General features: G+C 70.7%; 5 protein-coding genes. All 5 read right to left on the bottom strand.

Annotated elements, in window-relative coordinates:
• Positions 1 to 63: 63 nt before the first annotated feature.
• Entirely contained in the window at positions 64 to 1,299 is a 1,236-nt protein-coding gene (locus ACTWLT_RS14655; protein WP_445318854.1) for a hydroxymethylglutaryl-CoA synthase family protein, read from the bottom strand.
• Positions 1,300 to 1,302: 3 nt separating this feature from the next.
• Positions 1,303 to 2,058 (bottom strand): thioesterase II family protein, encoded by a 756-nt coding sequence (locus ACTWLT_RS14650; RefSeq protein WP_445318853.1) that lies wholly within the window; start codon positions 2,056 to 2,058, stop codon positions 1,303 to 1,305.
• Between the two features lie 80 nt (positions 2,059 to 2,138).
• Positions 2,139 to 3,380, bottom strand: a complete 1,242-nt coding sequence (locus tag ACTWLT_RS14645; protein WP_445318852.1) for a beta-ketoacyl synthase N-terminal-like domain-containing protein — start codon at positions 3,378 to 3,380, stop codon at positions 2,139 to 2,141.
• Complete coding sequence (locus ACTWLT_RS14640; RefSeq protein WP_445318851.1) at positions 3,377 to 3,646, bottom strand: phosphopantetheine-binding protein; 270 nt, start codon at positions 3,644 to 3,646, stop codon at positions 3,377 to 3,379. The genes ACTWLT_RS14645 and ACTWLT_RS14640 overlap by 4 nt, the downstream gene beginning before the upstream one ends.
• Positions 3,643 to 16,389, bottom strand: coding sequence for a non-ribosomal peptide synthetase (locus ACTWLT_RS14635; RefSeq protein ID WP_445318850.1), 12,747 nt, complete (start codon positions 16,387 to 16,389; stop codon positions 3,643 to 3,645). The genes ACTWLT_RS14640 and ACTWLT_RS14635 overlap by 4 nt, the downstream gene beginning before the upstream one ends.
• Positions 16,390 to 16,414 lie beyond the last annotated feature (25 nt).

The raw sequence follows: 16,414 nt of genomic DNA, 5'->3' as shown, positions 1-16,414 counted from the left end.
CGGTGCCGCTCGGGCTCCTGCGAGGGTCTTCCGCGAGCATGTCGGGCAGCGGCTGGCCCAGGGTCAGGACCAGCGGTAGACCCGGTGGAAGTCGGTGACGTGGTCCAGCACCAGCAGTCCCCGACCATCCAGGCATTTGCGGTACACGTCGTCGTAGGGATCCGGGTCGAACCGGACGTGGCGGTGGCCGGGCATGCGCTGCAGGCTCAGCTCACTGATCAGCTCGTACTCCCCGGTGCTGAGCGGATGGCGGGATTCGATGGCCGCCGCGACGCCCATGGCACCGACGATCCGGCTGGCCTCGACACCGGTGACCCCGCTGTAGAACTCCGAGGCGCATCCGGACCCGTAGGAAAACAGGCCAAGCCGGGACGGTCCATTGAGCGGCGCGTGGTCGATCAAAGAGCACAGCGCGACGTAGAGCGCGGCCGAGTAGACGTTGCCGATCTGCGCGCCATAGCGGAGCGAGTGCGCGAGGCGGCGCTGGAAGTCGGTTTCCACCTCGTCGGGCCTCATGCCGTACAAGCTGCGCAGAAGCGTCCGGTGGGCACCCTTGACCATCCCCCCGAACGGCATGTGGAACGCGAGGTGGTCGAAGGTGGTCAGAAAGTCGCTGCCACGCACGCGCTCGGCGTACATGGCGTAGCTCTCCTTCAGGCAGTGCAGGTACGACATCAGCGACAGGTCGGAGTCGCCGGCTTCCAGGTCGGCGCGTGGCCGGGCGGTGTCCATCACCTCGTAGCTGTGGTACCCGCTCGCCCCCTTGTCGAGCGTCAGGACCCGCGGATCCTCCCCGAGGATCATGGCGACGGCACCGGCGCCCTGGGACGGTTCCCAGTACGTGTTCTTGTCGATCTTCGCGGCAGCGTCGGTGGCGATGACCAGTGCCTTCATCCCGGCGATCGGAGTGTTGGCGATGAGACCGGCCGCGGTCTGCACAGCGGCCGTTCCGCCGTAGCAGGCGTGCTTGACCTCGAAGGACCGGCAGCGGCGCGACAGCCCCAGGTAGTCGTGCACGTAGGTGCTCAGTGGCTTGCCGAAGTCGACGCCCGATTCGGTGCCGACGATGACCGCTTCGATGCGGTCGCGTTCGTCGTCGCCGAGGGCGTCGATCAGCGGTTTCGCGGCGTTGACCGCGTTGGTGACAGGATCCTCGCAGGGCAGGTTGACGGACTTGCTGTCCATCATCAGGTTGTCGAAGCGCCGGGTGTCCAGGCCACGAACCTCGAAAAGGGTGCGCGCCGACATCGACGCCCGGCCCGGGTAGACGTTGATCGCGTCGATACCTATGGCTACCACAGCTCACTCCGCTCGTGATCCGATGGGCACTGTGGGCACGGACAGTTCCCTGCCGATGGCGGCACAGACGTGCTCGGCGGCCGCCGTCAGGTAGAAGTGGTCCCCGGTCAGCACCCGCAGACGGAAACCCCGGTCGGTCACGTCCCGCCAGGCGAGCATCTCGGCCGGGGTGACCAGTGGGTCGCTGTCGCCGGTCAGAGCGGACACCGCAACCGGTAGTCGCCTCGCCGACGCCGCGTAGGTCTCGTTGACCTCGAAGTCCGCGCGAATCGTCGGCAGCAGTGCACGGAGCAGACCGGGATGCGCCAGCACCTCGGTCGGGATGCCGTTGAGGGTATTCAGGTAGGCGACGAACGCGTCGTCGGTGAGGTGCCGGGTAGCGCCCTGGCGAGCCGGCAGGTGCGGCGGACGGCGACCGGAGACGAACAGGCGCATCGGTGGCAGCCCGCGGTCACACAGCCGTGCGCACACCTCGTAGGCCACGGCGGCGCCCAGGCTGTGCCCGAACAGGGCGAACGGCTGGTGAAGCCGGGGAACGATCTCCTGCAGCACCTGCTCGACCAGGCTGGTCATCTCCCGGTGGGGACGTTGCTGCCAGCGCGACTCCCGGCCGGGCAGCACGACGGGGCACACCTCCACGTCCGGGGACAGCCTGTCGCGCCAGGGCCGGTAGGCAGCCCCGCCACCACCGGCGTGGGCGAAGCAGAACAGCCGCACCCCGGCGGGTGGATCCGGCGGGCCCGTCAGCTGTGCGGTCACGCGGCTCCTCGCTTGCGATCTGGAGTGCCCACGGTAGGGCTGCGTGGCGGTCGAGCGATGCGCACGATTGCGCGTGACGTCTACGGATGCGCGACAAACGCCAGGCAGGTGTTCACACCGCCGAAGGCAAAGCCGTTGGACAGCGCCGCGCGTATCGACGCGGGCTCCGGTGCCGGGCCGGTGAATCGCCCTGCGGTCGGCAGCGGGTCGGTCAGACCTGCGTTGGCGTGGACGTACCCTTGGGCCATCTGCTCGACCGTCGCGATCGCTTCGATCACACCGGCTGCGCCGATGCAGTGCCCGGTGAGCGACTTGGTCGAGTTGAGCCAAGGCCGCTGTCCGGGCACGTCACCGAAGACCTGCCGCAGCGCCTCGACCTCGGTGTGGTCCCCGACGAGCGAACCCGTCCCGTGGGTGTTGACGTAGTCGATCTGAGCAGGCCGCAGGCCGGCCCGGCGCAGCGCCGCCCGCATCGCCGCCACCTCGCCTGCCACCGCCGGATTGGGCAGACTGTTGGCGTCGAGGACGTGTCCGTACCCGGCGAGGACCGCCAGGATCGGGGCCTCGCGGCGCTGGGCGCTGCGGGTCGACTCCAGCACGAGGCAGCCGGTCGCCTCGCCCACAACGAAGCCGCACCGGGCGGTGTCGAACGGAACGCTGCGGCCCTCCCAGGCCAGAGCGCCGAGATTGGCCAGCGCCGTCAACTCCAGCAGCGACGGCTCGGCCAGGGCGCCGACGACCAGACAGACATCGACCTCATCGGTGGCGATCAGTCTGGCCGCGGCGATCACGGCGGCGTTGCCGGCGGCGGAGGCCAAGCCGACGGTGAAGCCTGGCCCGGTGATGCCCAGGGTGTGGCTGATGACCCCAATCTGACTGGTCGAGACGGTGTGCAGCACGAAGGTTGGTGGCACCCGCGCCGGATTCGCCGTGTGCAGGGCGTGCACCTGCTGGGCGTAATGACCGTCGAGGTCGCCTGCGGTGACCACGACGCCGATACGGTCGGGCGCCGTGGGGCGCTCGTGCAGTCCGGCGGAGACCCACGCTTGTACGGCCACCGCCAGGCCGGCCTGAACCGCTCGAGGCGTCCGGCGGGCGATACGGGACGCAGCGCGGCGCAGGTCGTCGGGCAGAGCGGTGATCGCGTCGAGAGTGGTGGGCAGGTCCTGCCACGCGAGGCGGGCGCGGTAGCGGGGCCCGGGCTGCCCGCCCTGGTCGACGATCGCGGTGCGGCCCCGGCGAAGACCGTCGGCGAAGGCTGTCTGGTCGGGGCCGAAGGCGCTGATCGCCGCCATCGCGGTAATGGCGGCGCCGGGGGTCACTCGTACTTCCGGAGCAGGGCGATCAGGGACCGGATGCTCAGGTCGCGGGAGAACTCGGACGGGTGGATGGTGATGCCGAGCTCGCCCATCACCGCGACCATCACCTCGGCGCGGTCCACGCTGTTGCAGCCCAGTTCGGCCAGTGTCCTGTCGGCGGTGACGTCGGCCGGATCCACCTCGGGAACCACGGCGTGCACAGCCTCTGCGATGACCTCCAGCAGGGGGTCCGACGCAGCAGGGGTGGAACTGGTGGCGGGCTGGCTCATGACTGCTCCTCAGTGGGGGTGGTGTCGTCGTATCCCAGGCTCAGCAGCGAGGCGACGAGGCCGGTCGCCGGTGCCGCGCCGGGATCCGCCGCGGGCGGGAGACCTGCCGCGGGCAGGGTTGCCGGGCTCGGGTCGAATGCCGTCGGTCCGTCGGTGACCGGTGGGTCCAGCCACAGGCGCCGACGTCGGAACACCGGCGGCGCAAGGGGTGTGCGGGAGGGTGCGGCTGCCGGCGTACCGCGGACGATCACGTGGGCGTTGGTGCCGCCGAGGCCGAACGCACTGACGCCGGCGATGCGGGCTTCCGGCTCGGATGTCCACGCGGTGAGGCCGGTTGCGGGGACGAACGGGGAGGCGGCGAAGTGGAACCGGGGGTTGGGTTCGTCGCAGAACAGGGAGGCAGGGATGGCGCCGTGCTCGACGGCGAGCACGGCCTTGGTCAGCCCTGCGATCCCGGCGGCGCTCAGCAGATGTCCGAGGTTGGACTTGACCGAGCCGATCTGGCAGTAGCCGGTCCGCTGCGTCGACTCCCGGAACACGTTTGTCAGCGCCTGCAGTTCGATGGGGTCGCCGATCATGGTGGCGGTGCCGTGCGCCTCGATCATGCCGACCTGGTCGGGGCGTACCCGGGCGTCGCGCAGCGCACGCCGGATGACGGCGGCCTGGGCCACCGGGTTGGGTGTGGTCAACCCGACGGTGCGTCCGTCGTTGCCGACCGCGGCGGCGTCGATGGTCGCGCGAATACGGTCGCCGTCGGCGATCGCCTTGTCCAGGCGTTTGAGCAGCAGGACAGCACACCCCTCGCCGGGTACGAACCCGTCGGCGGATCGGTCGAAGGTGCGACAGCGGCCCGACGGTGACAACGCCCCGGCCGCGCTGAAGTCCAGGTGCACCTGGGCGTCGAGCAGCACGTCCACGGCGCCGACCAGCGCGGCGGAGGACTCCCCCGCAAGGATGCTGCGCATGGCCAACTGCACCGCGACCAGAGCCGACGAGCAGGCACTGTCCACGACAAGGTTCGGCCCGGTCAGGTTCCACTGATGCGCGATGCGCGCGGCGAGGAAGTTCTGGTCGCCGCCGAAGGCCGCGGTCCCGGTTCGTCGCCCCACCCGCCGCCGGTAGTCCGACAACCGGGCGCCGACGAACACACCCACGTCCTCACCGTTGAGCTCGTCGCGGTAGCCGGCGTCGGCGAGACAGGTCGCCACGCCCTCGAGCATGAGCCGGATGCCGGGGTCGAGGGTGATGGCTTCCTCGTCGGTCATCGAGAAGTAGTCGGGGTCGAACAGCTCGATGCCGTCGAGATAGCCACCCCACTTGCTGACCGACCGGCCGGGTTCGGTGCTGGACCGGTACAGCGCATCGGTGTCCCACCGTGCGGCGGGCACCTCGGTCACGGCGCAGGTGCCCGTGGTGAGCAGATCCCAGAAGGCCCGGATGTCGGCGGCACCGGGAAAGCGGCAGGACATGCCGATGACCGCGATCGTCTCCTCGGCGGCAAGCTGCCTGTGCACACCGCTGAGTCCCGGCGCGTGCTGGGCGTCAATCCGCGGTGAGGCACCAACGGCGGTGGAGGTCGTCGGCGGTGGGGCGCTCACCGGCGGCGCGGGATGGACATCGCGAAGGTGGGCGGCGAGTGCGGCCAGGCTCGGGTGGTCCAGGAACGCCGACGGGGCCACCGGGGCGCCGAGCTTGACCTCCACGGCGGTGACGAGGTCAGCGATGAGCAGCGAGTCGACGCCCAGGTCACCGAAGGGCGTCTGCACGTCCAGATCGTCGCGGCTGATGCCCACGGTCGTGGTGAAGACGTCCACGAGCCAGTCGGGCACCGGCGGGGCCGGCGCGTTGAGCTGTGCAGCGGCGGCGCGGCCGGCATCTGGTTGTGGTGCGGTGGTGGACAGAGGCGGTGCGGCCAGGATCGCGGAGATGTTCCCGCCGGGCACGACCACGACGTTGGCAGGCGCAGGCCCCACGAGAACGGCATCGAGGATCCGCAGCCCGTCCTGCACGGACAGTGGCGGCGGGATGTTGTCCGTTCCACCGCTCATGCCGACGTCACCCCAGCTGGGCCATGCGATCGCACAGACCCCGGCCCTGCCCTGGCGGGTCAGGTGCGAGGCGTGGCGATCGAGATACCTGTTCGCGGCGGCGTACTCGGTCACGCCGGCGGCGAGGGTCGGTGACACGCCCGCCAGCGAGGAGAACGACACCATGAACGCAGGCTCGTCCGGCGCGCACAAAGCGGTGAGCACGTCGACACCCTCGACCTTCGGAGCGAGCACGGCGTCGATCTCGTCAGCCGACTTCCCCGTGAAGGAGCCGGTGCGGGCCATGCGGCCCGCGCAGTGAATGACGCCGCCGATCGGGCCGAGATCGGCGCGGACACGGTCGAGAAACTCCGCGACCGGCTGCCTGTCGTCCAGGGGTCCGCAGTGCAGCGCGACGCGGGCGCCGAGCTGCTCCAGCTCACGCACCTGGTGGGCGACGGTTGCCTGGTGCGCGTCGAGGTCCGCGTCGTCCCAGTCCTCGCGCGGCGGCATGGGGCGCTGTCCCAGGAGGGCGATCGCGCGGGCACCTCGGGTGACGAGGTGCCGGGCGACGACGGCACCGATGCCGCCCGTTCCCCCGCTGATGAGATAGCTGCGGTCGCCGTCCAGCTCGGGTGTGCCGTCGGGCAGGTCGGTCAGCGCGAGGGCGGGTGCGAACCGACGACCGGAGCGGTAGCACACCTCGGCACGTCCGTCGGTGCTCGTCCACTCGGCAACGAGCGCGGCGAGCGCCGCTGTCGAGCGTGTCTCGACGTCGACCACGGTGGCCGACAGTGTGCGGGACTCCGCCGACACGGCCCAGACGAATCCGGACAGCAGCGCGCCGGACAGCCGCGGGGCCGGACCGGGCAGAGCGTGCAGCCCGGACACCGCGTGCAGCATCCGCAGCGGACGGCGGGCTGCCGCCAGCTCCCGCAGGTGGGCCAGGCGGGTGGCAACCGCTCGTGGACCGACGGCCTCGACATCGGTGATGTCGGTGAGGTCGAGGGTGCCGCGCAGGTCCGGGTACGACCGAAGCAGCTGCCGGGTGAACTCGGCGGCGCGGGCCGGATCGGCGAACCTGGTGTCAGTGGCGACATCGACCATGACCACCTGGACGTGGGCGCCGAAGGCGCCCGGCAGTGCCTGCAGCAGCGGTAGCGGGCCACCGGCGTGCAGGCAGAGCAGCGTGCCGTACGCGGGGGAAGCGCTCGGCTGATCCGCCGGATGCCACTCGGTGCGGTACAGGGGCAGGACCGGCGTTTGAGGATCCGGGCCGGTCGGGGTGAGCCAGTGCCGGTGGTGGGCGAACGGGTAGGAGGGCAGCGAGGTGGTCCTGGCCGACCCGCTCGGGTGAAGAGCGGTCCAATCGACGGACTCCCCCCGAACCCACCGGCCGGCAAGCTCCGCCAGCGACTGCCTGTCCCGACGCTTGGGCATCGGCGCGGCGGGACCGGAGGGGCGCTCGGCGCGCCCGTGCACGCTGTGGGCAGTGTCCCCTGCAGCGAAGCCGCGCAGAAGGTGGACGAGCTCGTTGCGGTCGGTCACGACCACGGCGAAACGTTCGGGCAGCGGTTCACGGCCGATCTGCAGGGTGTAGGCGATGTCGGCGAGGGTGGGGCCGTCGCGGCCTCCGCGGTGCCGGTCCAGCAGGTAGGAGGAGAGCCGACGCACGGCTGTCGCGGTTCCGTTGCCGGCCAGCACGTCGGGGAGGTCGCCCTCGGCCAGCCGGGACAATTCAGCCAGTAACGCCGAGGTGTGTTCCGTCGCCTCGTCGGCGAGCACGTCGGCGAGTCTGGTGGCGGCCTGGCGTAGCTGGCGCGTGTCCCGAGCCGACAGGACGATCAGTTGGGGGCCGAGGTTGGGACTCGCCGGGGATGCCGGCGGCGGCTCTTCGAGAACGACATGCGCGTTCGAGCCGCCGGCGCCGAACGAACTGACGCAGGCGCGCCGGGGATGGCCGGCCGGGGCCGGCCACGGCGTGAGATCGCGTTGCAGATGGAACGGCGAGTGCTCCCAGTCGATGCCGGGATGGGGTCGCTCGACGTGCAGGGTCGGTGCGAGGGTGCGGTGACGCAGTTGCAGCACAACCTTGGTCAGCCCGGCGATACCGGCGGCGCCCTCGAGGTGCCCGATGTTGGACTTGATCGATCCGATGGCACAGCCGCCCGGGGCGACCGTGTCGGCGAACACCCGTTCCAGTCCGCTGATTTCTACGGGATCGCCGAGCTTGGTGCCGGTGCCGTGCGCCTCCACGTAATCGATGGTTTTCGGGTCGACCTCGGCGCGGGCGAGCGCGGCGGCGATCACACGGGCCTGCGCGGCGGGGTCGGGCACGGTGTACCCGTTGGTGCGTCCCCCGTGGTTGATGGCGGTGCCCTTGATGACCGCGTGGATGCGGTCCCCGTCGGCCAGCGCTTCGGCGAGGGGTTTGAGCAGGACCGCGCCGACGCCTTCGCCCGGGGCGAACCCATCGCCGCCCTCGCCGAAGGCGCGGCAGCGATTGTCGTGGGACGGCATGTTCAGCCGCTTCTGTTCGATGAACTTGTTCGGGTGCAGGGAGAGGTTCACGCCGCCGGCCAGGGCGAGGGCGCACTCGCCGGCGCGCAGTGCGGACACCGCGAGGTGCAGTGCGGTCAGCGACGAGGAGCACATGGTGTCGACGGTCAAGCTGGGGCCGCGGAGGTCCAGAGCGTAGGAGACGCGGTTGGCGATCCCGGCGACGGACGAGTCGGTGCTCACGGGCGGGCCGGTGAGGGACTGCTCGACGCCGAAGAAGGTGTACTCGCTGTACATGGTGGCGGCGAAGACGCCGACCTGCCCGTGATGGGCCTGGCGGAGGCGGTGTCTGGGGTATCCGGCGTCGTCGAGGGTTTCCCATACCACCTCGAGGAACAGCCGCTCCTGAGGATCCATGAGGTCGGCGTCCCGTGGTGCGATGCCGAACAGCAGCGGATCGAAGCGATCGACCTGATCGAGGAAAGCGCCCTTCATCAGGTCCCGCGGCCAGGTGGGCCGGGCGCGGTGCGCGGGCATGTCGGTGATGGCGTCGTGACGATTGATCAGAAGCTGCCACAGGGCGTCCAGGTCATCGGCACCCGGGTAGCGGCCGGCGATGCCGATGATCGCGATGTCCGTGCCGGTGCCGGTGCCGGCGCCGGGAACGGACGGGGACGCTGACGGCCGTCCGGCCGACCGACCGGACTCGATGCGGTCGGCGAGTTCAGCCAGGGTGCGGTGTTCGAAGAACAGGTGCGGTGGCACGTCGCCGATGTCATCGGCAAGCCTCGCGGCCAGTTGCACGACCATTGCGGAGTTGAGTCCGAGATGCTCCAGCGGGGTGTGTGGGTCCACCTGGTCGGCCCCGATGCCGGAGACCTCGGAAAATCGGGCCACGAGGTGGGACAGGACGCCGCGGGACCCAACCGCGGCGCTCGGCCCCTCGGTTGTCGCGACGGCGACGGTGGTGTTGTCGATGCCGTCAGTGGTGGCGATCCAGTGCCGCTGCGCGTGGAACGGGTACGTCGGCAGGGCGATCCGCCGCGCCAGTGCGGGCCACAACGTGCGCCAGTCCACGTCGGCGCCAGCGAGCCAGCTCGCGGACGTCTCATCCGCTTCGCCGGGCTGGACGATGGGCCGTGGGCCGGGGGCGGCGGTGGATGTCCGTACCCGCCGGTCGGCGCCGCCTGCGAGGAACGCGTCGAGGGCGCAGATGAGGTCTGCGGTGTCGCGGCAGGACAGCAGCAGCCGGTGGGTCATCGCCGTCCGGCCGGTCTGCAGCGTGAACGCCACATCGACCAGGTCGGGTCGCTCCCGGGCGAGGTGCCGGTGCAACCGGCGGGCGGCGGTGGTGAGAGCCTCGGCGGTGGCAGCGGACAGCGGCACGAGCAGCGCGGCGGGGCCGGTGTGCGCCTCCTGGGTCCTCGATGGTGCCGCCTTGAGCAGGACGTGGGCGGATGACCCGCCAGCGCCGACGGCGTTGACCAAAGCCAGCTCAGGCCCGGTCCACGGTTCGGGCGTGGTGACGACCCGGATCGGGGCGCCGGGCCAGTGCAGCAGGCCCGGTCCGCCCTCGGGGACGGGGGTGGGGGCGATCCGACCGTGGCGCAGCTGAAGGACGACCTTGGTCAGCTGGGACATGCCGGCGGCTGCCTCGAGGTGACCGATGTTGTGTTTGACGGTGCCGATCGGAACGGGCGCGGGGTTGTCGTGGAACACACCGACAAGCGCTTCCAGCTCGGCGCTGTCGGCCACTGACGCCCCCGAGGCCGCGCACTCGACGTATCCGATCTCTTGCGGTGAGGCGTCCGCGCGGCGCAGCACGGCGCGGATGGAGTCGGTCAGCTCGGGGACCGATGGCAATCCGAAACGCCCACCGGTGTCGCCAGCGTGCGCGATCCACGTGGCGGCGATCAGCGCGTGGGCGCTGTCGCCGTCGGCGGCGCCTGCCGGCCAGGGACGTAGCAGGAGGGCGCCGTAGCCCTCGCCCGGCGACCAGCCGGTGGAGTCCGGGTCAAAGGCGCGCGATGCGACGCCGTCGGCTGAGATGAGCCCCCAGGAGCGCAGCAGGTCGGCATGGTGCGGATGCAGCATCAGGTTCACCGCGCAGACCACGGCAGCGTCGCAGTCGCCGCGGCGCATGCTCTCCACCGCCAGGTGCACGGCGGTGAGGGTGGACGAGCACGAGGTGTCCACGGCGAGGCTGGGCCCGCGGAAACCGAAGTAGTGCGAGATGCGGTTGGCGATGTCCGAGGCGGTGGACGCGGCTACGGCGGGCGCGCCGCCGCGTGAGGCCTCCGCGCCCACGAGTTCGTAGTCGTGCCACATCGCGGCGACGAACACCCCCACCCGGTCGGAGGTGCGCCGCAGGGACGAGGCGGTGTGCCCGGCGTTTTCCAGGCATTCCCACACCGACGTCAGCAGCAGCCGCAGCTGCGGATCGAGTGTGGCGGCCTCGCTGGGTGAGATGTGGAACAGCAGGCTGTCGAAGGCGTCGACGTCGTCGAGGTAGCCACCGGTGACGGCGTTCCGGCCGACTGCCGGGCGTTGGGCGGGCGGGGGTCCGAGCGGCGTGCGGCCGGCCAGCAGCGCCTGCCACAGCTCGTCGACGTCCTCGGCGTCGGGATAGCGCCCGGACATGCCGACGATGGCGATGTCCGCCGTGGCCGGGTCCGGGGCGATCAGCGCGCTCGCCAGCGGGTCCGGTCCGCGGCCCGCGAGCAGACTGAGCAGGAAACGGTGGCCGTCGTCGGCGCCGAGCGCAGGGCGTAGCCGATCAAAGGCCAGGGCACCGACCGGGCACAGGGACACTCCCAGCTCACCCTGCGCCATCATCAGCAGTTGCGTGATGTGGCCGGCCTCCACCGCGAGGTACCGATCGGCGTCCTGCTGGTACAGCGGTGCGATCCCTCGGGTCTGGCCGATCAGGTACAGCTCGAAGCCGGCGTCGTCGTAGACCGGCCGGTTGTAGTAGAAGTGCAGCCTTCGGTCGAGACCAGCACCGTCACTGACACGCTCGAGCGCATGGCGGTCCGGTCGGTAGTGGTACACCCCGCCGTCGAGGCCGTCGAGGCCGTTCGGTTTGACATACAGGTAGGTCTGCACGGCGTAGGTGTCGCCGGCCGACGGATAGAGCCTGCGTGGTGTCCCGTCGACAAGGAACTCCCGCAGCAGACCCAGGAGCCGGCCGAGGGTCGACAGCGGTAGCGGGGCGGCGACGAAACTCTTGCGCGAGGCGCGTCGGCGGTACAGATCGTCGGGTGGGGCCGCGGAGGGCAGGGCGATGAGGTGTTCCGGCGGCACCGGCGGACGCAGATTCCAGTGCCCGGACTTGAAGCGTGCACGGTCCTCGACTGAGAAGAAGTCGACGTCCTCTGGAAGGCCGTCTGTGACTTGCGGCGGAGTGTCGTCGGAGGCGGTGGCCGTGGCGGTCGCGGCGGGTGCAGTGGTTGGCGGCACCGGCGTCGGGCCGGGGATGCCCGGCGGCCGAGCTGCGGCGATGGTCCCGGCCGGCGCGGATGCCGAAGGCTTGTCGTCCGATGGTGTCCGTGGGGGTGCTCCTCCCAGCACGGCAGCGAGATGGCGGGCGATGCCGGCGACCGTCGGCTCGGCGAGCACCACGGAGATCGGAACCCGGTACTGGTACTTCTGCTGCAGCGCGCCGGACACCTGGACCAGGGTGAACGAGGTGGCGCCCTGGTCCCAGATGTCGCCGTGCGCGTCGACGGCGTTGACGCCGAGCAGCCCGGCGAACAGATCGGCCACCTCTGCAGACAGGCTGGACACGTCCAGGGCGTCCGTCGCCGCCCGGGGTGCGACGCCTTCGGGGGGCAGGGGCCACGGCAACGCGGCACGGTCGAGCTTGCCGTTGGCGGTGGCCGGGAAGGCGGGAACGAAGGCGACGAAGTTCGGCACCATGTAACCGGGAAGGGTCGCCGCCGCGTGTTCCCTGAGTTCACGGATGGCTGGTTGCGGGCCCGGCTCGGCGATGACGTAGGCGACCACCTTGCGGTCGCCACCGTCGCCTTGCGCGAGGACCACCGCGTCGCGCACGGCGGGGTGCTGACGTAACCGGTGCTCAATCTCGCCGAGCTCCACGCGGAATCCCCGGATCTTGACCTGGTTGTCGCGGCGGCCCAGGAAGGTGAGAGTGCCGTCGGGGAAGTAGGCGGCACGATCGCCGGTGCGGTACATGCGCTGCCCGGGCTCGGTGGCGAACGGGTCAGGGATGAAGCGGGCGGCGGTGAGGTCGGTAGCGTTGTGGTAGCCCTGGGCCAGGCATTCTCCGGCGATGTAGAGGTCGCCTTCGGTGTCGGGAGGGCAGGGACGCAGCTCCTCGTCGAGCACGTAGTAGCGACTATTGTCGATCGGGCGTCCGTAGGGGATGCTGCGCCACTGCGCATCGACCGCACCGACCTCGAAGTGGTTGGACCAGACTGTGGCTTCGGTGGCACCTCCCAGACTCACGATCCGCACCTCGGGGAACGCGGCGCGTAGTGCGTCCGGCAGAGGCAGGGGCGTGTAGTCACCGCTGAGGAACACCAGCCGCAAGGCGCCGAAACCTTCGGGCGGTATCTCCGCGGGTATCTCCGCGGCCACTTGGGCCAGCGTCGTCGGGGCGGAGTTCCAGAACGTCACCTTTTCGTGGCGTAGCACGGCGAGCAGCAGTGCGGGATCGTGTTGCTCGGTCTCGTCGGCGACGTAGAGAGCGGCACCGGTGCCCAGAACGCCGAACATGTCGTAGACGGACAGGTCGAAGCCGAGCGAGGTCACCGCGAGGCCGACGTCACCGACCCGCAGGGGGTACACCCGTTCGCACCAGGCGAGCAGATTGGACACGGCGCGGTGGGCGACGGCGACGCCCTTGGGCGTGCCGGTGCTGCCGGAAGTGAAGATGATGTAGGCGAGGGCGTCGGCGGTGACGGCGGCGCGAGGGTTGCCGGGATCACCCTTGGCGGCGATGACGTCGTCGATACCCAGGACCGTGATGCCGTCGGGAGTCTGCCAGTCAGGTGCCTCGGCGGTGGACATCACGAGCCACGCACCGGCGCCGCCCAGCATCGCGGCGGCGCGGCCGGCCGGCAGCGACGGCTCGACCGGCAGGTAGGTGCCGCCGGCTTTGACGATGCCGAGCACCGCCGCGATCATGGATGCACCGCGTGGCATCCGCACGCCGATCACCGTGCCGGGGGTGATGGCCAGTTCCTGGAGGTGGCGCGCCACCCGGTTGGCCTGCGCGTTCAGGTCACGGTAGGTGGTGGTGGCGACGGCGGTGCGTACCGCGACGGCCTGCGGGTGGCGGGCGGCGGCGCGTTCGAAGGGCTCATGGACGAGCCGTCGCGTCGGGAAGTCGCGGGTCGTGTCGTTCCACCCGTACACGATGGTGCGGTAGTCGCGCAGGCTCAGTGGTGCGGGGTCCGTACCTGCGACCGGCGGGCAGTTCAGGTCGGTCATCATGGCGCGGACCGCCTTGGTGAAGCGGGCGAATACCGCGTCCAGCCAGCCAGCGGGGAACGCCTCGGCGCGTGCGTCCCACGCCAGGAGGACCGTGTCGTCGTCGACGGTCGACACGCTGTCCAGCGCCACGCCGGGGGTGCAGCTGAACCAGGCCCCGTCCCGCATCCCCGGCGGGGTCCTCCACGCCGTGAGGTCCACGACGCTGCTGTAGACCACCGGGAAGCCGGCCACCTGGCCCCGTAGTACCCGCCGTCTGAGCGCGTCGAGCCCGGATGCGGCGTCGGCTCGGGCGTCGATGGCCAACTCGGCGGTGACCAGTGCCGCGGCCTCGGCAGGCGGCTGCTGCGGCGGGCAGGCCGGCAGCCAGCTCAGAGCTGTCGCGTCGCCGGGGTCCCGGGTGCCGGGCACCCACCGCACGACAGGAACGGCGAAGTCGGATACACCGAGCTCGGTCGCCAGGACCTGGGTGAACACGCTCATCAGCAGCGCGTCCGGGGTGAGGTGACGGCGAGCCGCCTCCGCGGCGAAGGCACGCCAGCCGTCGACGTGGGCAGCGAGGCGTACGCGCGGCTGGTCGGGACGGGTCACCCCGGGCGAGCCGGCGGGCAGTACCACTCCCCCGGCCACGGCTTCCGCACGGCTGCGCCAGTGCTCGCGCGCCGTAGCCTCGTCCATCCGATCGCCGCTCGGGGCCGTTGGCCGCTCCTCGGGGTTTGCTGTCCCCGCGTATCTGCGCACCAGATCACGCACCAGGAAGTGCACGGTCGGCGCGTCGAAGACGGCGATGTCGAACGCGCAGTGCAGGGTCGAGCGACCGGTTCGGTGGGTGAGGCGGACGTCGAAGTGCGGCCAGCGGCCCAGCGTGAACGCCCTGCCCAGCAGGTCTGCGCGCATCCCTCCTAGCAGGGCTTCGGGGTCGTCGACACCATCGAGGTCGATCACCGGGATTCGCCAGCTCGCCGGCGCGCGGGAGCTGGTGTGAAGCTGCCCGTCGTGGTCGAGCCAGGAACGGGCTGCGTCGCTGGCGCCGATGAGGGCGCGCAGTGCCGACTCCAGCCGATCCTGGTCAGGTACGTCGTCCAGTTCGACGGTCTTGTAGATCTGGCAGCCGTCCCACGCGTCGTGCGGAGCGGCCCGATCAACGAGGTACGACAGTTGCAGCGCGTTGGCCGGCCGACTGCGCGCGACGGCACCGGCCACCGCGAGCGCCCTGATCCCGTTGGTGAACTGGGCCATCAGCGTTGACGCACTGTCGGCGGACAGACGATCGGGCAGGTGGTCCCACCGGATGCGGAGGGCGCCGCCTTCCTCCCAGATCTGGTTGTCCAGAACGATGCCGGAAGTGCGAGACACGGCGTGGGCGATGTCAGCGTTGAAGCCGGCGTCGAAGCCACCTGTGGGTCCGAGGCCCAGCAGGCTGGTGAACACCACCGCCAACTCGTCCGGCCCGGTCTGCCCACCCCGACGCAGTTCACGCAGCACGTCGACGCCGGAGACCGCGGAGTGTTCCAGCGCTGCCCACACCTGCTGGTGCAGATCGGCGGCGAGCTCGCCCAACGGACGCGACGGATCCGCGTCGGCAACGATGACCGCGGAGGAGGTGAACGGTCCCACGACGTGCTCAGCCGAGCGGGGCAACCAGGCCCTGGCACTGGTGGTCGTCACGATCGAGATCGCCCCACCGGCGCCGCCCCGCGCCAGCGTGTCGGCGAAGACCGCCAGGACAAGGGAGGACGGAGAGACGTCACGGGTGGCGGCGTAGGCGCGCACCGCGCTCCAGTCCTCTGCTGCGACCGTGTCGTCCAACGCCGCGCGCGCCCCGGTCATCATCTGAGGGCCGTCCGGGTGCCGGAGGCTGGGACCGTTCGGCGCCTCACCCAAGCGTTCGACCCAGTACCGCAGATCACGCGATCGCTTCTCATCGCTGACCCCGGAGGTCATGGCCAGCAATCCCGCGCGGGCCGCGAGGCCCGGATCGGGAAGGGGCACCTGCGGGTCCTGGTAGAGCTGCTCCCACTGCGCAAGTAGCAGAGCGGTGGAGTGGCCGTCGGCGACGAGCCCGTCGATGTCGACGTGCACCACGCCGCTCGCGTCCGGGAGCAGGCTCACCTCGATGGTGAACGGCGGCCACTGCTGGGGATCGCGGTTCCAGGCGGAGATCCGCTCGCGATGCGCGGTGAACGCACCAGGTGGCACGGCATTCAAGTGGTGTACGGGCATGGTCCAGTGCGGCGTGTCGGCCAGAATGCGCTGGTTCCCATCCGGGTCCACCACCGCACGCAGCATCTCGTGATGCTCAATGAGCCGTAACCATGCCGCCTGCAGCCGCTCGACGTCGATGGTGTCGACGGTGAACTCGAGGTACTGGTGGCAGCCCACGGGGTCCGGTGTCAGCTCGGGCACCGTCGCGGTGACGTAGGACTGTTGGATCGACGTCAGCGGGATGGGCGCGTCGGGCACGACGGCGGTCGGCACGGGCGGCTTGGCGGTGTCCACTGGATCGTCGACAGCCGCGGCCCGCAGCCTGGCGCACAGCTCCCGCACGGTGAAGTTGCCACTCAACCAGCTGAACGGGAAGTCGATCCCGCACTCGTCCTGCACCTCCAACCACAGCCGAGCGGCGGCCAGTGAGTCCAAGCCGATGCCACTCAGGGTCGCCTCCGGCTCAACGACGCGGTCCGTACTTAGCGCCGCCGAGATCAGGCCCATCAACTTGTGGTCGAGATCATCGATACGCCGGCCGGCGGGGCCTTCTCGCATGTGCCGCCCTCCATCGCGCCTGCCG

The organism is Micromonospora yongxingensis (assembly GCF_052601155.1).
Note: the sequence above shows the minus strand (reverse complement) of the source record. Positions and strands in the feature narration are given on the sequence as shown.